This is a genomic window from Xenorhabdus khoisanae, assembly GCF_001037465.1.
Classification (GTDB): Bacteria; Pseudomonadota; Gammaproteobacteria; order Enterobacterales; family Enterobacteriaceae; genus Xenorhabdus; species Xenorhabdus khoisanae.
This window is the reverse complement of sequence record NZ_LFCV01000032.1, coordinates 1-21,122: the sequence shown is the minus strand read 5'-3', so window position 1 is coordinate 21,122 and position 21,122 is coordinate 1. Positions and strand designations below refer to the sequence as shown.

Genomic DNA, 21,122 nt, shown 5'->3' with positions numbered 1-21,122 from the left:
AATTCAAAGAAATAATTGCTATGCTTAATTTAAGTTACGCTGTCACTGAGAGATGAAATGAAATATCAACAATTGGAAAATCTGGAATGTGGCTGGAAATGGGCATATTTGGCAAAAAAACACCGTGAAGGTGAACAGGTTACCAAATATATTGAAAAAAGTGCAGCGCAGGATGCAGTCAATGAATTGATGAAGCTGGAACGTGAACCAATTAAGGTGTTGGAATGGATCTCGCTGCACATGAATTCGGATTTATCTAACCGGATGAAACAAACAATTCGGGCACGGCGTAAACGTCATTTTAATGCAGAACACCAGCACTCACGTAAAAAATCCATCGATCTGGACTTCCATGTTTGGCAGCGACTTTCTGCTCTCTCTCGACGTCGGGGTAATACTTTATCGGAAACGATAATACAGTTGCTGGAAGACGCTGAATATAGAGAAAAGTATGTGCACCAGATGTCGAATTTGAAGCAGGATTTAGAAGCTATATTGAGAAAATAGTCTCAACTTACTCACAAACTCAATCTACGCACAGAAAAGAAAATATGGGCAGAAAAAACAAAACCCCATCTGAAATGGGGTTTTGTTGATCAATCTATCAGAACAAGATTACTGTGCTACTTTTGGTTGAGTAACAACTTCTTTAGTGCCCTGAATATTGATAATTACACGGCGATCTGGCGCCAGACAGTCGATAAGTTTAGCGCGAACTTTGATGTTGTCACAGGTAGAGCCAGTGACAGGGCTTTCCTTACCGCGGCCTTCTGCTTGAATGCTGTTTGCTGGGATGCCTTTAGCAACCAGATAATCTACAACAGATTGAGCGCGTTTTTGAGACAACGGCAGGTTGTAATTCTGGCTACCGATGCGGTCAGTATAACCAATTACTACAACGTTCCCCTGATTTGGGTCGATTTGAGCCAGTTGGTTGTAGAGGTTATCCAGCTCTTGTTTACCTTCTTCTTTCAGCGTTGATTTGTTGAAGTTGAACAGAACGTCAGAGCGCAGAGTAAAGCTCTTGTTTTCAACAATTGGTGCTGGAACGACTGGAGCCGGAGCTGCTGGAGCAACAACCGGAGCGACAGCTTCATCTTGACCGAAGCGGTAAGAAATGCCAACGCTCAGCAGGCCGTTATCTGGACGTGCACCAACGGTAGTTGCATCACCGATGTTATTAACCCATTGGTAATCCAGACGGGTTGCCAGATTTTTGGTCAATGCGTATTCAACACCAATCGCAGCCAAAGGAGAAACACCCGTGTCATGGTCTTTCTTATTTACTTGTTTAGGAGATGCAGCATTGGCGTCATAAGTTGCAGAAGAGTCTGCACGCCACACCATACCACCCAGGCGTGTATAGACATCAAGATTGTTCATCACTGGGTAGCTCAATTTTGTTGTCAGTTGAACACCTTGAGCACGGAAAGCACCGTTATCAACGCTGCCTTTATAAGTCATGCGACCTAACCAATCATAACCCAGTTCAAAGCCCAGATATGGATTTGCCTGATAACCGACATAGGCACCTGTGCCTAGTTGGCTTTTGCGAGTTGGGCCGTTGCCAATTCGATTATCATAGCCATTACCGTAGAAATTTACATCATGGTATTGAGACCAACCCAGCTTAGCACCGGTATACCAGGTATTATCCTTTGGAGCTGCTTGAGCAGCAGTTGCGAAAGCTGCCACTGCCACTGCTACTGCGATAGCTGTCTTTTTCATTTTACGCCTCGTTATCATCCAAATAGGCAATTGGCCTTAAAAGCCTTATTATTAGCCATTGGTTAAAATGTTCGATTAGGTAACTGTGCTCCTGTCAGAAGATGTTTCCTGAAATATAAGAGTAGTAAGCACAAACCTAAACTGTGTAAAGTCTACAACGAACTTAAAAAGTTACAAGTACACTGTGACTAGTGACACAAAATTTTTAATTAGCGCTATACAAATAAAAAATATTTCTGACAAACATTTACAATATTGACCTTATCAATATGTTGATTTTTATTGTAAAGAGGACTGATTATCAATTAGTAGCTTATTTTTTATAAAAAATATTGGGATAAATCCTAAATTTTGTTAGTGATAGTAAATAGAGTGAATATGTAACCTATTTGATGGTGAAACCAATTGATGAGTTAAATTTTGTGGCCGCATAATAAAACCGAGCGCAGTGCCTCTTTGCGCCGCCAATTGTAATCTGTTCACTTCATATTCAGACAATTCAGGCAACCAACCCAATACAATACTGTAATTACCACTTGCTAAAGCCTTTTCCATGGCACTAATCGAAGCAATGGGGCGGATCTGGTTTAGCTGGACGATCTTATTTAAAGGAAGCCCTGAGCTTATCAACCACTGGCGGCTTAACCTCTTGTTGGGCGTTACCCAAAGTAGCCATCGATTTTCATTTCCAGTCTGACGTAATAAAGGAAGCAGAATGTGATTAATCGTTGGTTGGTGCTCGTTGTAAATCAATTCACTGACCATACCTTTTACAATTGATGAAGTGACAGTTGATGAAGAGCATTGGAGTGATTCTACAAAAGACAGTCTTTTCACGGTCATCCCAACCATTGTTTTGTCTGTTTTATGTTCGTTAGCTGCCGTGTCCACAGTTACCGTTTTATGCTTAGTGAGATATCTCCACGATGATTGAGTGCCCATAATGTTCCTCGCCATAATGAACTGTATATTTATACAGTATAACGCTATTTGATTAAAAGCAAGTCTCTTTTTTTCAAAGCGCTTCGCAAAAATTCACAGAAATTCGGATTTTTCCGACTTAACGGTTGGCAGTTGGAAATAGATTGCGTATGGTTTTAATTAATTGTTCTTGTTATCTATTTTATTAATAGCAGGCATGGTTAAACATTATGTTGGAATGTGATTCATGGAGTGATAAAAATGTTTTTATCCGAACCGCGTTTTACCCAATTACAATACGGCGTATCTTTATTGGGAAAGCTTAAGAAGAAATCTCAATTTGGTGGCATTGGGTTGTTAATTGACGGTGTTTTATTTGCTATCAGCTCTGAGGGGGAACTTTATCTACGAGGAAGTAGCCGTGCTGAAGTGTTATTTAAGGCTAGTGGCATGGAAAAATTTATTTATTCAAAAAGGGGGATACCTGTGACTTTGCGGTATTACCGCGTTAATGAATCACTTTGGCAAGATCAAAAACAGTTGTTTGAATATATGCAATTAGCCTATCAGTATACTATGGAAGAAATTGTTGATAGACAGAAAATGCCTCTCAGGCTTAAAGATCTCCCCAATTTAGGAATTGCTTTAGAGAGACAACTATGGAAAGTGGGCATCTCTAAAGTAGAAGATTTGAAAATGCTGGGAGCCAAAGCAACTTATCTCAAACTACAACAGCACAGGAAAAAAACAAATGTCAGTTTGTTACTTGCTTTGGCTGGTGCAATAGAAGGATGCCATGTCGCGGTATTACCGGAGCAATTGCGTGATGAATTAATCAATTGGCACGACGAATGGCTCCACCAAAATTCGGACTATCATTCGTAATAAGCGATATTTGATGAATAGGGGCAATGGCCCCTATTTTCCAGAATCAGGCGACGATTGACGTTCTTGGGATAACTCTTTTTCTGCGATGAACTGTTTTTCTGTAATAGATTGTTTTTCTGTAATAGATTGTTTTTCTGTAACAGATAGTTTTTCTGTAATAGCTCGAATTGTATGACTTAATATAGCCGGGCCATGCTCAAAATCACCCAATGAATTATTTAATACGTATTCGTTTAGTCCGAGAGTAATGGTATTGCATTTATTATGCGGATCCACCTTATATTGTTAGGGGCTAAATGCCCCTATAAGATAATTTTTTAGTGTGGCTCTTGTTCACCAATTTGTTTTGTTAAACAAACAATTTCAGGTAATAGCTCAATGAGCAATCCTATTTGTTGTAACACAAGCTGAACTTTATTGTTACTTTCAGAAGGCACCAGATTGATTTTATCTGCCAAGTTATTTGCAATGATTTGCAGTGTTTCGTCATCAATCCAGCCTTGTTTTAATGCGGATTCAACGGAACAGATAGCATCATTAAGAATATCCAGAATTTCTGGATCATTGAGCCTGTCACGATGGGCCCCCAATGCAGAAATATAGCTCAGCATCGTATGGTTAAGGCACAATAAACGAAAAGCGGCTTCCTGAGAAATACGGTAACTTTTTGGCTCTGATGCCATATTAGAGATCACCGATGCTAATTCAGCATCGCAATTATGAGCATCACGGCGAGCAATGCGGTAATCCAGACTGTTGCTCTTTCCTTGATGGTACTGTATTAAAATAGCATTAAGGTAGCGGCAATTAGCCAACATTGTTCGGTTAATCACTTGAGGCAATTGGCGAAATTTCCAGTCTGGCCAGATGAAACTGACAGCAAGTAAGGCAATGCCACAACCTACCAATGTGTCGATAATTCTGGGGAATGCGACTTCAAAACCTTCACCTAATAAATTGAAACTCAATAAGACCAGAAGAGTGATAAATAACGTTGCATGTGCGTATTGGCTATTGCGAAAAGCGAAGAACAGCACTCCAGATATGACGATTAACACCAGTTGCCCTTCAATAGAAGGCACAAAATAGAGAATTGGTAAGCCAATCAAAATCCCCGCCAATGTACCAATGACACGTAAAGCCAGACGTCGGCGAGTAGCACTATAGTTAGGTTGGCAGACAAATAAACTCGTTAGTAAGATCCAATAACCGCGCTGCAAATCAAACAGTTGAATAATGGCATAGCCAGTACATAGCAAGACAGACATTCGAACAGCATGGCGAAAGAGAGCCGATTTTGGTGTCAAATTACGGCTGATCCTGAACCATACATCACGCCAACCCGTTAAATCTTCACCGGATAAGCGCGTTTCTTCTTGTTGGGTATTTTGGGGAGTATTTGGGGAAAGAAGGTCTTGATCCGAACCAAGCCCTGCTAATTGGGCGTCAATTGCCCGTAAATTTTTCAGCAGATTATCAAATGCCATTATTTTGGAATTAGTGACTTGCTGGTTTTTTAAGCGTTCAAGGGAGCTTTCAAGGTAACTGAACGCACTTTCAAAACGTGGATTATGTTGATATTGCTTATGCAAAATAATGGATTGCGAAATCTGCTCGCATGCTCGTGCTTGCATAGAAAGTAATCTTTGAATACGAAACATAATATCGCTGTGACGAAAAATTTCTCTCAGTTTTTGATACTGAACATGGGATGAACTGGCTCGCTCATGGATATCTTGTGCAACAAAATAATAATGCAAAGTATGGCGCGTTCCTCGCTGCCCTCTGTCACCTTTCAAGCGACTCAATAAAGAGATCTTAGCTTGATTGAGTGTTGTGACTAACGTGCTATTTGCCATGGCAACATCAAACACAGCTTGCTTATATTCTTCAGCTTCAGAATCAGGATCAAACAGACTTGTTTTCGCATAAAGATAGGTTGAAAGTTGCTGGTAACAACGTGCCAGGTTTTCTTGCAAAGGGCGAATCGGAAATAATAAATGGCCGGTTAATGTCAGCAAGTTATACCAGATGGCACCAATGAGCAGTAATACAGGTTGCTGATACCAAACAGGAAATATGGGTGAGCCGAGCATGGTATAAATCGCTATCAGTAAAGCACCAAAGGCAATAGTAGCGTAGCGTTGCCCCAATGCACCCAACAGAATAAAGCCGCAGGTTGATATTGCCAGACCGAGCATAAAAAACCATGGATAGGGAAATAACAATGTAATCGAAGTGGAAGCGGCAAAGAAAGAGACTAGGGTAATAATGAGATTGCGCAAACGACCAACTAAACGATCATCCAAGTCTGTTAATGCCGCCGCAACGACACCTAGCAGCAAAGGAATGGTTATTTTAAGTTCTTCTCCTAATAGCCAGGGGATCAGGGTAGTTCCTGTCAGTGCAATGAATATACGGATATAATAGAGGACATGACTGTTATACAGAAAATGGCGGGAGCTGGATAAAACCGTTAGCACAAAATACCCCTAACAACATTTACGTGATGAAGTAGTTCAACAATTTTCAGGTACGGTGCCACGACAATGGAACTCAAATCAACGCAAATCGGGCAACGCCTCGCCCAACATCCTTATAATAGGGTGCGTCTGCTTAATGCTGGCATTGAAGTCAGTGGTGATAAGCACCAGTACCTTATTCCATTTAATCAATTGATTGGCATTCAGTGTAAGCGAGGGATTGTCTGGGGGGAACTGGAATTTGAATTACCTGAAGGAAAAGTGGTGCGCCTGCATGGTACTGAATGGCAGCAAACACAACATTTTTACCATTACTTATTAAAGGAATGGCAAAAATGGAGCCTCGATATGAGCGATGTCAGTGCGGATGTATTGGCTGCTCAAATGAATGAAATTCATAAAATCGGCCAACAAGATCGCTGGTTGAAAATTGCAGAATTAACTTCATTGCAGCAACAAATCCAAGAAACATTTCAGGCATTGCCTCTTCCATTACAGCGAATTGCACAATTTGAGAACTGCCGTGAGGATTATCAGATTTGTTTGGATTGGTTATATGAGGGTGAAAAAACAATTCAGACTATGAACCAGCGTTGGATGGATCGTGTTTTGGCACAACATGAAGAATTTTTCCGAACCATAGAAACTTCGCCACTTAATCGTTCTCAGTGTCAGGCGGTTATTAATGGTGAGAAAAATATTTTAGTTTCAGCCGGTGCGGGGAGCGGAAAAACCTCTGTTTTGATGGCGCGTACTGGGTGGTTGTTATTGCGTCAACAGGCTCTTCCTGAACAGATCTTGCTGTTGGCTTTTGATCGTCAGGCTGCTGGTCAAATGAATGAACGTATTCAGGAGCGCTTGGGAACAAAAGAGGTAAAAGCAAAAACATTCCATGCCTTGGCACTGCATATTATTCAGCAAGGAAACAATAAAGAAACCAAGATTAGTGAACTGGAAATTGATGCTCAGAAGCGTCGTAGCTTTCTCATTCAGGAATGGCAAAAGCAGTGTGGAGAAAAAAAAGCACAAGCGAAAGGTTGGCGGGAATGGTTGAATGAAGAACTGGATTGGCAATTACCAGAAGGTGAATATTGGCACGATAACCAATTAACAGATAGCTTATCTGTTCGTCTGGAACGCTGGCTGGGATTGATGCGTATGCATGGCGGCAGTCAGAAAGAGATGATTGAACAGGCACCTGCTGCTTATGCTGATCTATTTCAGAAACGTATACGGCTTATGGCTCCTCTGTTGAAGGCTTGGAAATCGGCACTGAAATCTGAAGGCGCAACCGATTCTTCTGGTTTAATCCATCAGGCTGTGAACATCTTACAAAAAGGGCGATTTATCAGCCCATGGAAACATATTCTGATTGATGAATTTCAGGATATTTCACCGCTGAGGTTCAAGTTATTGGCAGCGTTGAAGGCGCAGAATAAGCAAAGCCATCTATTCGCTGTGGGAGATGCTTGGCAAGCAATTTATCGTTTTAGTGGCGCTGAATTAACTTTAATAACAGCTTTTCCAACTTATTTTGGTGATGGCACAGAATGCACGTTAGATATGACTTATCGTTTCAATGATCGTATCGGTGAAATAGCCAACCGATTTGTGCAACAAAACCCCCATCAATTAGCTAAGCCGCTCAATAGCCTGATAAAAGGTAATAAAAAATCGGTTGTGATTTTGCCGGAAGAACAGTTGGAAGCACTGCTTAATAAAATGAGCGGTAATGTTACCAAGCAGGAAACCATCTTATTATTGGCACGCTATCATCATCTCAAGCCAGAACTATTGAAAAAAGCATCAACCCGCTGGCCAAATTTGCAGATTGAATTTATGACAATTCATGCAGCTAAAGGGCAACAAGCAGAATATGTCATTATTCTGGGATTGCATCAGGGAAAAGATGGTTTTCCGGCACCCGCGAGGGAATCTGTGATAGAGCAAGTTTTATTGCCACAACCTGAAGATTTTCCTGATGCGGAAGAACGCCGTCTTTTATATGTTGCACTGACACGGGCAAAAAAACAGGTTTGGTTGATGCAGGAACCGAAAAATCCATCGATATTCATTCATCAATTGTTGCAATTAGGAGTACCTACTCAGCGTAAACCTTAAAGTTGTATCAACATCAGAAAAAATAAGATTAAAAAATGGGGGAGAGTTTGGCTCTCCCATTTCTGTTCTGATTACTGGAGTCTTTCATTAAGATAGCGTTGATAATCGGGTACGCTGATATCGACTTCTTCTGCAAAAAGCGCGGAGTTGATAAGAAAATCAAAACATCGATTTTTCCTTCAGAAATTAGGGCACCAATTTGTTGATCACCTCCCATTGGCCCACTCGGCATACTTGTAACAGTTAGCCCCGTCTTTTGCTGAATTAAATGCCCTGTCGTTCCTGTCGTATACAGTGTATGCCTGCTTAATAAGGACTTATGTGTATTGGCCCAATCTAGTAGGGCTTTTTTACAGTGGTCATGTGCGACAAGGGCGATATTTTTTGATTTTGCCAGGGTGCGAACCGTTGATTCCATGGTGATACCTTTATATGAATAAATTATTTACCATTTTTTAAAATGGCAAGATAATAAAAAACAACCGTGATTATCCTAAACACTGTAGCAGATAAACCAAATGAAAATAGCTGTTGCGTCATGGAGTAACGGCCAAAGGTAATATAGGAGGCTAAATGAATGATCAATATATAGCGGCCATACTGAAAAAGGTCAGAACAATAGCGTTGGTAGGAGCGAGTAATAAACCAGAGCGCCCAAGCTATAAGGTAATGGAATACTTACTGAATCAGGGATATAAAGTCATTCCTGTCAGCCCTAAATTGGCGGGGCAAACTTTGTTGGGGCAGCCTGTTGTAAGCCAATTAGCAGATATTGATCAACCCGTGGATATGGTTGATGTATTCCGTAATGCGACAGCGGCTTACGGTGTTGCTGAAGAAGCAATCGCTATAGGTGCAAAAGTGCTTTGGCTACAAAAAGACATCATCAATGAAGAAGCAAAATCACTGGCAGAACACGAGGGATTGGATGTTGTGATGGATTGTTGCCCTAAAATTGAAATCCCACGCTTAGGCATGGAGAAATAAATAAGGTGGTGATCATTTTATTATGCACCACCTTACTGGAATAATTTGAACAAGGGTAAATAAGAGCGTTTAATTGCGTAGTCGTGGGGCTTGCAATTGATTGCGGATTGACTCGGCCAACTCATCCATGGAAGGTTGTTCTGGGTGATCATCTGATGTTTCATAAGTCAATTGAGCTTCTGCCAGATAAGTATGGACGGGTTGCCCATCATCACCTTCCATCACAACGTGGTACCACGGAGCTGAACGTAAAGTAGCATTAGATGCAATATCATTTTCCTGCGGTTGTTCTAAAGAATATTCAGCATCAATATCTACAACAACACCCAAATAACCCAGCAGCCTATGTCGTACTTGCTGGCCGATACCGAATTTGCTGGCGATCATCATAGTCACCTCCAAAGAAACCTTGCAATGACTCTTATATAAGGACAGTAAGGTAAATTTCAAGTGCATACCCGGTAGCCGGAATTTTTGCATGATTTTTGAAACTAAGATGGCATGTGATCGCCACCCCATAATTTCAGGTTAGCTGTTGCGTATATAAAATACAATACCAAAAGTGGGTTTAACGTTTTAAAGTTCTTACTATCTGCTTTGGGAGGGACGTAATGATGACCAAATACAGCATTGTTATTTATGTTTACGGTCGGGTACAAGGCGTTGGATTCCGTTATCAAACTTACCATTGGGCAAAGAAAAATAAGCTGGTGGGATATGTTCGTAATATGAATGATGGCAGCGTTAAAATTGTTGCTTGTGGTGATGACACGCAAATCAAAATGTTAACGCATTGGTTGGAACAGGGAGGGCCACCGGGTGCCAAGATCGAACATTTCCAGTCACAATTTTGTGAAGTAGAAGAGATGGCTGATTTTAGCATCCGCCATTAAGACGGATGAAGAGATCAAATACACTTGACTGGTTTCGGAAGGCCCGCAATTTTTGTTGCCTGTTTTGCTGGCCCTTTGGGGAATAGTCGATAGAGGTAACGGCTGTTCCCTTTTTCCTCACCATATTTTTGAGAGATTGCCTTAACTAACATACGAATAGCGGGAGAAGTATTAAATTCCTCGTAGAATTCACGCACAAAACGTATCACTTCCCAGTGCTGTTCGGTTAGAGTGATTGCTTCCTGTTCAGCAAGAATAGGAGCCATGGCTTCTTGCCAGTCACTGCTATTTTTTAGATAACCCTGCGCATCGGTTTCGATTTCACGGCCTTCAAATACCAACATAATTTTTTAACCATCTCATTACGATGGCTGCAATTTAGCAAAAATCACCATTATTCCCAAGAAAGATTGCTAGATATGCTGAATAAATAGACCAACAGATAGCAATGTGAATAAATTGACGGCAGTTGAACAGATAAATGCTTTACATTGGGAACAGTGATGTTTATAGTGCTCGACATCGCGGAGGGGTGGCCGAGCGGCTGAAGGCAGCGGTCTTGAAAACCGCCGATGGGAAACCATCCGAGAGTTCGAATCTCTCCTCCTCCGCCATCTACACTTCTAGCAGCATCTCTTAAAGTCTACTTTCCCCAGTAAAATCAACGAAAACTCCCAAGTAAAGCTCTACTAACGTCTACTGGCATCTATTGCAATGTACCCCAGTCAGGGGGTATATATAGGGGTAACTTTCTGTACCCCCTAAAAAAATACCCCCGTTACTGTGAGGGGCAAGGATGCTAGAAATATGAAACTAACAGCCCGACAAGTCGAAACAGTAAAACCCCAAGATAAAGATTTTAAGCTGTCGGATGGCGGTGGCTTGTATCTGTTGGTAAAGACAACCGGTTCTAAATATTGGCGGTTGAAATACCGCATTGCAGGAAAAGAAAAGTTACTAGCCATTGGCACTTTTCCGCTTATTACGTTGGCAGAGGCCAGAAGAAAGCGTGATGAAGCCAAGAAACTGATAGCCGAAGGCATTGATCCCAACCAAGATAAAAAACAGAAAAAACTGGCGGCTCAGGGAGAAATCAGTAACACCTTTGAAAGCATTGCGCGTGAATGGTACGAGGGAAGAAAAGACAGATGGTCTGTTGGTTATCGTGAAGATATGATGGACGCATTCGAAAAAGACGTTTTCCCCTATATTGGTCATCGCCCGATTGCTGAAATAAAACCCCTCGAATTATTAGACCTCCTTTCTATTATGGAAAAGAGAGGCGTCACCGATAAATTAAAAAAAGTCCGCCAACGCTGTGGTGAAGTTTGGACATATGCAATTATTACTGGCAGAGCTGAATATAACCCGGCTCCAGATTTAGCGAGTGCTTTTATCCCCCATCAACGCGAACACTACGCTCACCTTTCAGTAGATGAATTACCTGAATTTCTGCGCTCTATTGATAAATATATGGGAAGCCAGATAGTCAGAACGGCTTTGCGAATGCTGATATTAACGGGCGTTCGTCCGGGAGAACTTCGCAAAGCTGAATGGTCAGAAATTAATTTAGATAAAGCTGTTTGGACAATTTCCGCCGAAAAAATGAAAATGCGCCGCACTCATATAGTGCCATTGTCAGAGCAAGTTATCGATTTATTGAAGCAAATTCAGCCTATCAGCGGCAGTTATCAATATGTATTTCCAAGCCGGACAGATTACAGAAAGCATCTCTCTGATATGGCAATCAATACCATGATCCGCCGTATGGGATATTCAGGACGAGCGACAGGTCACGGCTTCCGCCACACCATGAGTACTATCCTGCATGATCAAGACTTCAACACTGCATGGGTTGAAAAACAGCTTGCTCACGTCGATAAAAACAGCATTCGGGGTACTTACAACCACGCTCAATATCTGGATGGTCGTCGGGAAATGCTGCAATGGTATGCCGATTATATGGAGATGCTGGAACGAGGCGAAGAAAATGTGCTGATCGGAAAATTTGGCAAAAGGGCATAACGATAGAGATTTTTTAAGAAAAGTAACATAAAAAGCAACGCCCCAGAGTGCTGTCACACATCTGAGGCGTCTGACCAATAACCGTTATACGAGGTAACGATGATGGCTGATACACAGTCTAACCAAACTCACCCTAAATTTACATCTTCAGATAAAGCAGACGAACAAAAACCGCTCGAATTTATCCAAACCGTGAAAAAATCCGCCATGTATCACTGGGAAAATCTGCTACCTGCATGTGGTATTGATATTCCGGCAAAAGGTAAACATGGCGCTTGTCCTTTCTGCGGCGGTACTGACCGTTTCCACTTTATCGACGATCACCATCACGGCAATTGGCATTGCCGCCAGTGTGACGCTCCGAACTATGGTGATGGGTTGGATTTAGTGGCTAAAACCAAAGGGATCTCAATTTTTGAAGCAGCAAAGGTTGTTGCAGATGCTCTGGCATTTCCTTTGTCTGAATCCAAGCCGGCCAAAACGCCGATTCATAACGCTAAACCGATTACAGAACACATCACAGAACTGGTTGCCACTGTTGTTACGGGGGAATCTCAATATCTGATGAAAAAGGGATTGCAATGCCCTAATCAGCGGTTGTTAAAAGACGGTTCGTTATTGTTGGTTACTCAAACGTTGGGTGGCACAATCACAGGCGCACAGATCATCAAGCCGAACGGCGAAAAACGTCTTGTTTCCGGTTCGCAGAAAAAAAGCAGTTTTATCCCTGTATCTGAGATTACCGGAACGCCGGATACTTTCATTATTACCGAGGGTTACGCTACAGCTTTAACTGTCAGTCAACTACATAAAGGCGTGGTACTGGCAGCGATTGATGAAAGTAACCTATTAATTGTTGCCGGGCAGGTTAGGGCGCAGTATCCAAACTCCAGAATCATAATTGCCGCTGATAACGACTGGCACGAACCGGATGAACGAGACAAAAATAGCAGGCTGAAAAAGAATATCGGCAAGGTTGCAGCAGAGAAAACCGCCATAGCGATCAACGGATGGGTAACATTACCACCTACAGAGTATAAAGCCGATTGGGACGATTATCGCCAGCAACACGGTGTGGAAATAGCACAACAAGCCTTTGCTCAGGGGCTTTATCAACCGACATCAACCAAGAAAAAATCAGTTACTCAGCTTAATAATGATGCCGAGCCTTCAAAATTGACACTATGTCAGATGGGAGCCAGCCAGCGCGGGGAAGTGTTGCTGTCACGTTATAACGGTGATTTAGCACTAGATGGTGCTTCGGAAACCGTTCATTACTATGACGATATTATCTGGCGTCCGGTCAGTGACCGCGATTTAAGACGGGAGATGGTCGCTGCTTTTATGGAAGAGAAACTACCATACTCGCCACATGGTATCAGCTCTGCCGTGGATGCCCTGAAATTACAGCTTCCCATGATGCAGTCTCCAGAACGCTACTTAATCGGATTTAGTAACGGAGTATTTGATCTGAAAGCTTGTCAGTTCCGGCCTCACCGCAAAAATGATTGGCTATTGCTTGCCAATGACGTTGAATTCAATTCCCCTGTTTTGAGGGAAACCCTGCAAGATCACGCGCCACAGTTCTGGCGCTGGCTTAATCAGGCAACAGCCAACTGTGAAAGCAAAGCAGATAGAGTACTAGCGGCGCTGTTTATGGTGCTGGCGAATCGCTATGATTGGCAACTTTTTCTGGAAGTCACCGGAGCCGGAGGCAATGGCAAAAGTATCTTTGCCGAAATTTGTTCCATGTTGGCAGGTAAAGGTAATACCGTTTCCGCAAGTATGGCAGCACTGGAAAACCCACGAGAACGGGCGTTGATTGTTGGCTATTCGTTGATCATCCTGCCAGACCAGACCCGCTATGTGGGTGATGGTTCCGGTATCAAGGCAATTACGGGTGGTGATGAAGTTGCTATCGATCCAAAGCATAAACAGCCCTATTCAACCCGCATTCCTGCGGTGGTGCTGGCAGTAAATAATAATGCCATGAGTTTCAGTGATCGCAGTGGTGGGGTATCGCGGCGTCGCGTGATTTTTAATTTTTCCGAAGTCGTGCCAGAAAATGAACGTGATCCACTCCTGCGGGATAAAATTGCGGCAGAATTGCCTGTGATTATCCGGCATCTGTTACATCGGTTCACTGATCCACAAGCCGCAAGGCGTTTACTGGCAGAGCAACAGAAATCGGCGGAGGCGCTGGATATCAAACGCGGCACAGATCCACTGGTCGATTTTTGCGGTTATCTTATTGCTTCCCATGAAGCTGACGGTTTATTAATCGGCAATGCGGAAATTATGCCGTTCAATCCTTGTAAGTACCTTTATCACTCCTATCTTGCTTATATGAAAGGCAATAACCTGAATAAACCTGTTTCCGTGACTCGTTTTGGCATGGATATGCCCGGCGCATTGGCAGAATACAGCCAGCAATATTTACGCAAGAAAAGCAAACAGGGAATTCGTAGCAATCTGAGCCTGAATCTTGATACTGCTATCGAATGGATGCCGAAACTGACAAGGAATAGCCAGCCAGAAGAATAATTTTTTTCTGATTACAGGTATTTTTCAAAGAAATATAAAAAAGTGTTCATCACTGTTCACCCTATTATTTAAACCAGATATATCAATATATTATAGGGTGAACAGTTATTTTTAAACTGTTCACAACTATTCATCACTGTTCACCTTTATTCTGGTTGGAGGTGAACGGTTGGGTGAAGAGTAGTGAAGAGTTTAAATTCAACTCATCACCCATTAACAATATGAATTTAAATAAGATTATTCAAAGGTGAACAGGGTGAACAGTTTTACCCATAATTCTTTAATAGGGAGGGGGTATAGGTAAAAATGTTTTCTCTGGCAGGTGATCTTTTAGCTCTCCGAGTTACCGGGCTAATGCATTAGCCCGGTAACTCGGAGAAGACAAGCGCAGCGCGTCAGTGTGGGTTTGAGCTACTACATCTAAATCATTAGAAATTACCTTTAGCCTGATTCTGGACAAAAGTGAGCTATACGCTTTACTAAATTAGTAAGTTACGGATTAGATGAAATATTGTAACCATCCTTGCATAAGTACCCAAAGTCGCAGGAACTGATCTACGTCACGGCTTTTCTAGGCGAGAAAAATAAAAATGCAACTGATTGTAATTGTGCGCTAAATTGTAAAAGAGCTAAAGAAAATGATTAATACCATAACATTAAAAGGTGTAGCTAGTTACTCACCAACTTCGCCAGTGGTTATTCAAACTGACAACAAGAAGATAAACTTGTTCTATGGTTTAAACGGTTCTGGTAAATCAACAATAGGTAAATTTTTACATTCTCCTGAATTACCAGAATACCGAAACTGTTCCATTCAACCCCATGAGTTAGGTGAGGAAATATTAGTTTATAATCAAGAATTTATACGTAGAAACTTCTATGAGATCCCCGACTTTCAGGGTGTTTTCACTCTGAGCGAAGAAAACAAAGAAGCCGAACAAGCAATTGAAGAAGCAACAGAGAAAATAGCTCACCTAAGTCAAAACATCGAGGTTTCTGAAACAAAGAAAAGTCGCAAAGAAAGTGACATAAAGAACGAAGAGACCTCACTAAAGGAATCTGTCTGGAAAGCAAAAACTATATATGAAAATGGCGCACTAGATTTTTGTCTAGATAGACTACGAAGAAACAAAGTTGATTTTCTGAACAAGGTCAGATCAAGCCGTGGAAGTGTCACATCTACGATTGAATTGCTACAAAAAGAGGCTCGTGAGTTATCTGGACAAGACGGTAGTCTACTTCCAAGCGTGCCCAAGATTAGTCTTGATGTCCGGAGCTTTGAAAATGATCCGATTTTGACTCAAGTTATCGTGGGGTCTAAGGACTCATATCTATCCGATTTAGTCGAAAAACTGGGCAATTCTGACTGGGTAAAATCAGGTCTGGAATATATGAAACCCTATAATCCGTGTCCTTTCTGCCAACAAGAGTTAAGCTCATCGATTACTGAAGCGATCAATCAACTATTTGATGAGACATACTCCCAAAAAATCAGCCAGATTAAAGGGTTGTATAGCAGTTATAAAGCTTTAGTTGAGGATATTAAGAGCAAATTATCGGCTCCAGTATACACTTTTGAAGACTATGTAATTACATATGGCTTCGTAGATAAGAGAGAACTACTGCTCGAAAAGTTATCAGCCAACTTATCTCAGATTGATCTTAAAATAAGCAACCCGAGTACAGTTGTTACGCTTACCGATACGAGCGATCTAGTTGCAGATATTAATACTGCGATAGCTGAAATACAAAGAGACATAGATCTATTCAACGATAGGATCAGAAACAAGGAAAGCCATTTAGATAGAATAGCTTCGGAGTTTTGGGTTATTCTTAATGGGCGGTTTAGTGATCTCATTGTAGCTTCAGATGAAAAGGTTAACGACCTTCATGCTGAAGTAAAAAAACTATCCGATAAAATAGAGCTGCTTCGTAGCCAAAAAATTGATCAAAGAAATATTATCACTGAAAATCAGAAAAAAATAACTAACATTGATTCATCGATAAACAATATCAATCAACAACTTTCTGAGCTAGGTATACACAGTTTTAAAATTGTTAAAGCAGCAAACGATCAGCAACGATATAAAATTGCCCGCCCTTCAGGTGAAAGTGTTAACGTATATAACACCCTTAGTGAAGGAGAAAAAACACTCATTAGCTTTCTTTACTTCCTAGAGTATGCTTCAGGTTCAATAAACGAATCCTCTCCTGTTTTGCTGAGCAACCGAATCGTTGTAATTGATGATCCTATTTCTAGTTTGTCGCACAACTACGTTTATGACATTGCAGCCCTGATACATCACAAAGTCTTTAGCGAAAATTTCAAACAAGTTTTCTTGCTGACTCATAACCTGTTCTTTTTTCACGAGTTATTGATGCTCAAGAACGCATCTAACAAATGCCCAGCTGGATATAAACTCTATAGAGTTACCAAGTCGCAGTTTAGTCAACTTTATGATTTAAAAAGAGATGAACTTCAAAATGATTACCAGATGTATTGGCAAATCGTCAAAGACAGCACTTCTAATCCAAGCTACGCACACATGCTACCCAACGCGATGAGAAATATTCTGGAGCACTACTTCAATTTTGTTCATAAGAAAGAGTCGCTAAAGAAAACATTGGAGCAATTAGGGCAAACAGAGGCAGACTTTAAGCCTTTATTTAGGTACATAAATAGGGAGTCTCATTCTAATTCGATTAACCTAGTAGACTTTGAAAGGATCAATGCTGAAAAATACATTGAAAAATTCAAACAGATATTTGTAGAAACTGGTTTCGAAGAGCACTACAATAGCATGATAGGGATTGAAAACACGGGTGAGGTTGTCGCAGAAGCAGATCCTGCTTAATTGAAGCTAGATGGGGCTACCGATGACACCTACCGTCTAGGGAGTGAGCGAAGATGTTGACAAACATCTTCCCATTTTCCCCGTCGATAGCGTTGATATCTTCTAACGTTAACCACTTTAGGTTTCATGTTAGCCACCTCGCATATCTGCGACAGTGATAGTCACTGACAACCCTTGCAAACCATTTACAAGCTGTAACTGTTGCATTTGTTGTTGGTAGTAGACGGTAGCCCCAGCGCATTTATAGCAAATTCAAGTGATTATATCCACAATAAAATAACTGCACGGTATAAATTTTTTCTGTTACGCATCCATAATTTTTCGTAAGGTAAAAACACCAAGCCGAGCTTCGCATCCTTTTGCCTTAACCCGTCACGGGATATAAATAAGTTAGAAACATATGTCCGCACTATGCCAGAAACGGGTGTCTCTGAATTAGGCCGGTCAAACACGCCATGATCTATCCAACATGTTTTCTTGGGCTAACTAATAGGTATTCATAAATTATTCGTTCCCCTAACGCATTTTTCCCTTGGGAAGCAGTTTTTTGTTGATCTCCTCAATTTTTTAACTTAATGAGTTGATAAGGCAAGCATTATGGGGAATGATGTATTGGTAAATAAATTACACTCGATAAATAAAATAATCTATTGGCTAATAGGATCAAACAATGACTAGCTGTTATTATCCAGGTTGTGAAAAAATTGCAAATACTAAAGAGCATATCCCACCCAAGTCATTCTTCCCTAGTGATAAAAAACTAAATTTAATGACTGTTAAGTCATGTGAGGATCACAACAACTCAAAAACTAAAGATGATATTTATGCCTTAACTCAAATTTGTTTGTGTTGTTTAACTTCTGATGAAGAACAAAATATTAATAAAGTTTTCAGCAAAAGTGTAATTGAACAGTTGCAGCATAATAACAAGGCGCTACAAAGAACTATTTTCAAAAACTCTAAGTTTAGCGCAAGAGGAGTCAGTGTTCCAGTTGATACTGAAAGAATGGATAATTTCCTAAACTGTTTAACATTAGGGGTTCTATTCAAGAAAACTGGGAAAAAAATTAATTTAAATAAATATGTGATAAATAATGTATATCTAGACTTTAACAATGAAAATTCATTGCCAAAAAAAACGAATGACTTCTTTTTTAATCAATTTAAAAGCTATTTTGAAGATAATTCAGCCTATGAATTATTGAAGTGTTCAATAAAAGTAAAAAAAGGATTTAGTGAGGAGATATATAAAGTGAATATCATGGGGGTGGATTTTATTTCTATAAGTGAAAATTCTTCATTTAAATCAAATATAACTATTAATCACCTATTTTTTGGGAAGTTCAGAGTTACAACTCTGCTAACAAAAAATTATTTTAACAACGAATGCAATGTAGATACTAAAGAGGAAAATCTAAGTGATTAATAAATGAATGCGGATAATTACCCCTGATTGTTGGTAATTATGCTTGTAGTTCTCATCTCAAATGTATATACAGGATTTTAAGCAGTAATCAGTTATTTTAGATAGAAAAAAGGCTTCATTTATGATCTGATAATCGTCGCCAAACTAATACCATAAACACGGATGAAGTCTGTGAAGATTATTTCTGTAAAATACCAATTAATGCAATTTTTTAGTGGTAGTTCCTTGCAAAAAATAGCGTTTGGATGCGGATTCATTCAACGCATCAGGAATATTGAACCGCACACATTGATACTTAGCCTAATTGCCGCACTCAGCACCAGTAAGGTTACGTCGATTGCCCAATTACACCAGAAGTTTAAGCAATATGCATCTGACGCCTGCTTTTCGCTCATAGCCGAGTCAAGTTTAATCGTGCCCTACTGTAGTATAACGGTAGGGCAAATCGCCGCTAATACAAGTTATATTTGACAGATTAAATTTCCACTAACCTATAACATAAGCTATTGACCCCACTCACCACAGCCGCTAATATTTCACTTACACTAATGATCCATCGCCTGTCAGGATCGCCTTCGGGTGGCGAAACAAAACTCTCGTAGCCTGAAAGAGAGAGCAAGAATTGCGGTACATCTGCCCACCTTTGGAAGCAGATATTGTCAAGACACCTAAACCCTCGTCTGGCAATGAAGGTCTTTTAAACTAATAGATAACCCAAAAGGATATCTTTATCTTGCTACCAAAGTGTATTGAACATGGGTTCGTACACTGGCATTTCAAATCAACATAAATCCTATATATCTTCAATGAGCAACAGGATGGCTTTTACGCATCCGTTCATACTTTTATCTATCCTGTTTGAATTATTCAACAGACAATTTTTCTACAACTAATCCATATTCACATGACTACCGTTTTGACATTTAACCTTACGGCGTTTTGCTGTGCCTGATAGCACTTCAACGCTTGTATAACCTTTGCTGGTTGTTCGCGGAATTCAAGGCGTCACTTTTTGCAGGTTTACCGCTGAAAGTGACGCCGCAGCCATAGCATCCCTCAACCCTGACAGACTCTGGCCTGATTAACCACGCAGTGAATCTGACACTGCATTTTATAGATTGAAAAAGGAGAATTTGACGATATCGAGGCTGGCTTTTAGCCGGTGGGGATGACCTGCAAACGCAGGCGGCAGTACTGAGTACTCAACCGATACCCCGCAATACCTCAACTTGCGTTCACTCTGGCGCACAGATATTCGTCAAGGGCAAAGTAGATATTTTCTGTTTTGTCCGAATTGTCGCGCGCCAGAGATTGCATGCTGTTAGGTATAAGTAAAAAAATTGATGGACTGGTTGATTGAAGAATTAAGCATTCGGAATGTTGAGCGTGTTTATAGTCGTTAAACTTAGCCGTTCGGTTATTGAGTCCGATAATACAATCAGTTAAAGTATTCCCGCCATTGGCACAATCCAATGGTCAAGGCGTCGCGGCCTTGTGTTCACAGACACTGGTAAGAAGTTTTACCAGTGTGCCTGCATTCGCCTTTTCAATGGTGATTCAGGCGGGGGAGGCTATGCCTCGCTGGTGTGAACCCAGTCCGCGAACCCTGTCTTGAATCACCACCATCAATGATCAATTAATGGAAGGGGTAGCAGGAATGAATAACAATGTTAAAAACGACTGGCATCAGGCCGATATTATTGCTGCATTGCGTAAACGTGGTACAACTTTAGCGGCTGTTTCTCGTGAGTCGGGACTCAGTTCATCTACACTAGCAAACACTCTCAGTCGTCCCTGGCCTAAAGGTGAATGGATAATCGCGGATTATCTCGGTATACACCCCTCTGAAATCTGGCCTAGCCGTTACTTTGATATGTATGGTCGGTTAATTGAGCGTAAGGTTCGCGATAAACCACAGGAATAACCCGTTTTAGTTTGTGATCTAGTTCGTAAAAATGATAAATGTTTATATGAAGCCTTGAGCGTGAAATGGCAGCCAAATTTGACCATTTCCAAATCTCATGGCTTTTTTGCTTTAACGTGATGATTAAAAAGTTATAAATTTAATTTCTACGCAAAATATACCAAATTTGATGTAACAAAATAATGTGGGGGTACAACTGGGGGTATGTAACTTTTTTAATAAAATTAATTTATTAAATATTAAGCTGATCGGATAAATGATCTACATTGATGTTATAATCGGTCATCCGATGACTTACCGCCTGTTCTTATGAAATTGAAATCGAAT

The 21,122-nt window shown here is 40.8% G+C and carries 17 protein-coding genes, 1 tRNA gene and 1 pseudogene; 12 read left to right on the top strand and 7 right to left on the bottom strand.

Translation table 11 applies throughout. The annotated features are described in order from the left end of the window. Positions 1 to 57: 57 nt before the first annotated feature. Positions 58 to 507 (top strand): macrodomain Ter protein MatP, encoded by a 450-nt coding sequence (matP, locus tag AB204_RS06100; RefSeq protein ID WP_047962490.1) that lies wholly within the window; start codon positions 58 to 60, stop codon positions 505 to 507. Between the two features lie 108 nt (positions 508 to 615). Here matP and ompA read toward each other — a convergent pair whose 3' ends face one another. Both ompA and sulA read right to left on the bottom strand, forming a co-directional pair. Beyond that, the gene (gene ompA / locus AB204_RS06095) at positions 616 to 1,728 is read right to left on the bottom strand and encodes a porin OmpA (protein ID WP_047962489.1); all 1,113 of its coding nucleotides are present in this window, start codon (positions 1,726 to 1,728) and stop codon (positions 616 to 618) included. A 354-nt stretch (positions 1,729 to 2,082) separates the two neighbouring features. After that, a complete protein-coding gene (sulA, locus tag AB204_RS06090) occupies positions 2,083 to 2,580 on the bottom strand; it encodes an SOS-induced cell division inhibitor SulA (RefSeq protein WP_411354706.1) in 498 nt (165 codons plus the stop codon). A gap of 330 nt (positions 2,581 to 2,910) precedes the next feature. Between sulA and AB204_RS06085 the strand changes: the two genes are divergently transcribed. Continuing rightward, positions 2,911 to 3,534: a TfoX/Sxy family DNA transformation protein gene (locus tag AB204_RS06085; protein ID WP_047962487.1), complete on the top strand. Its 624-nt coding sequence runs from the start codon at positions 2,911 to 2,913 to the stop codon at positions 3,532 to 3,534. Between the two features lie 33 nt (positions 3,535 to 3,567). On the opposite strand, the gene AB204_RS23395 is transcribed toward AB204_RS06085, so the two are convergent. Both AB204_RS23395 and yccS read right to left on the bottom strand, forming a co-directional pair. Continuing rightward, positions 3,568 to 3,813 carry a hypothetical protein gene (locus tag AB204_RS23395; protein WP_047962486.1) on the bottom strand — a complete coding sequence of 82 codons (246 nt, stop codon included), beginning with the start codon at positions 3,811 to 3,813 and terminating at the stop codon, positions 3,568 to 3,570. A 41-nt stretch (positions 3,814 to 3,854) separates the two neighbouring features. After that, on the bottom strand, positions 3,855 to 6,020 hold the full coding sequence (gene yccS / locus AB204_RS06075) for a YccS family putative transporter (RefSeq protein WP_047962485.1): 2,166 nt from the start codon (positions 6,018 to 6,020) through the stop codon (positions 3,855 to 3,857). A gap of 66 nt (positions 6,021 to 6,086) precedes the next feature. Between yccS and helD the strand changes: the two genes are divergently transcribed. Then, complete coding sequence (gene helD / locus AB204_RS06070; protein WP_047962484.1) at positions 6,087 to 8,141, top strand: DNA helicase IV; 2,055 nt, start codon at positions 6,087 to 6,089, stop codon at positions 8,139 to 8,141. A gap of 71 nt (positions 8,142 to 8,212) precedes the next feature. On the opposite strand, the pseudogene AB204_RS06065 reads toward helD, so the two are convergent. Beyond that, positions 8,213 to 8,559: pseudogene (locus tag AB204_RS06065) on the bottom strand (methylglyoxal synthase). A 155-nt stretch (positions 8,560 to 8,714) separates the two neighbouring features. On the opposite strand from AB204_RS06065, the gene AB204_RS06060 reads away from it, so the two are divergent. Continuing rightward, positions 8,715 to 9,128, top strand: a complete 414-nt coding sequence (locus tag AB204_RS06060; protein ID WP_047962483.1) for a CoA-binding protein — start codon at positions 8,715 to 8,717, stop codon at positions 9,126 to 9,128. Between the two features lie 69 nt (positions 9,129 to 9,197). Here the strand turns inward: AB204_RS06060 and hspQ are convergent, their stop codons facing one another. Then, the gene (gene hspQ, locus AB204_RS06055; protein ID WP_200898205.1) at positions 9,198 to 9,518 is read right to left on the bottom strand and encodes a heat shock protein HspQ; all 321 of its coding nucleotides are present in this window, start codon (positions 9,516 to 9,518) and stop codon (positions 9,198 to 9,200) included. Between the two features lie 224 nt (positions 9,519 to 9,742). On the opposite strand from hspQ, the gene yccX reads away from it, so the two are divergent. Next, positions 9,743 to 10,021, top strand: a complete 279-nt coding sequence (gene yccX / locus AB204_RS06050; RefSeq protein ID WP_047962508.1) for an acylphosphatase — start codon at positions 9,743 to 9,745, stop codon at positions 10,019 to 10,021. Positions 10,022 to 10,035: 14 nt separating this feature from the next. Here yccX and tusE read toward each other — a convergent pair whose 3' ends face one another. Beyond that, positions 10,036 to 10,365: a sulfurtransferase TusE gene (tusE, locus tag AB204_RS06045; protein ID WP_047962482.1), complete on the bottom strand. Its 330-nt coding sequence runs from the start codon at positions 10,363 to 10,365 to the stop codon at positions 10,036 to 10,038. Positions 10,366 to 10,547: 182 nt separating this feature from the next. On the opposite strand from tusE, the gene AB204_RS06040 reads away from it, so the two are divergent. The 7 genes from AB204_RS06040 to AB204_RS06010 all read left to right on the top strand — a co-directional run bounded on the left by AB204_RS06040 (position 10,548) and on the right by AB204_RS06010 (position 20,795). Next, positions 10,548 to 10,635, top strand: a tRNA-Ser gene (locus AB204_RS06040). Positions 10,636 to 10,828: 193 nt separating this feature from the next. Continuing rightward, positions 10,829 to 12,046, top strand: coding sequence for a tyrosine-type recombinase/integrase (locus tag AB204_RS06035; protein ID WP_047962481.1), 1,218 nt, complete (start codon positions 10,829 to 10,831; stop codon positions 12,044 to 12,046). A gap of 102 nt (positions 12,047 to 12,148) precedes the next feature. Further along, entirely contained in the window at positions 12,149 to 14,590 is a 2,442-nt protein-coding gene (locus AB204_RS06030; RefSeq protein WP_411354705.1) for a DUF5906 domain-containing protein, read from the top strand. Positions 14,591 to 15,228: 638 nt separating this feature from the next. Beyond that, entirely contained in the window at positions 15,229 to 17,445 is a 2,217-nt protein-coding gene (locus tag AB204_RS06025) for an AAA family ATPase (protein WP_047962480.1), read from the top strand. Positions 17,446 to 18,115: 670 nt separating this feature from the next. Further along, positions 18,116 to 18,871, top strand: coding sequence for a hypothetical protein (locus tag AB204_RS06020; RefSeq protein ID WP_047962479.1), 756 nt, complete (start codon positions 18,116 to 18,118; stop codon positions 18,869 to 18,871). Between the two features lie 1,420 nt (positions 18,872 to 20,291). Further along, positions 20,292 to 20,486, top strand: coding sequence for a hypothetical protein (locus AB204_RS22270; protein WP_152671502.1), 195 nt, complete (start codon positions 20,292 to 20,294; stop codon positions 20,484 to 20,486). Between the two features lie 42 nt (positions 20,487 to 20,528). Continuing rightward, entirely contained in the window at positions 20,529 to 20,795 is a 267-nt protein-coding gene (locus AB204_RS06010; protein WP_038209717.1) for a helix-turn-helix domain-containing protein, read from the top strand. Positions 20,796 to 21,122 lie beyond the last annotated feature (327 nt).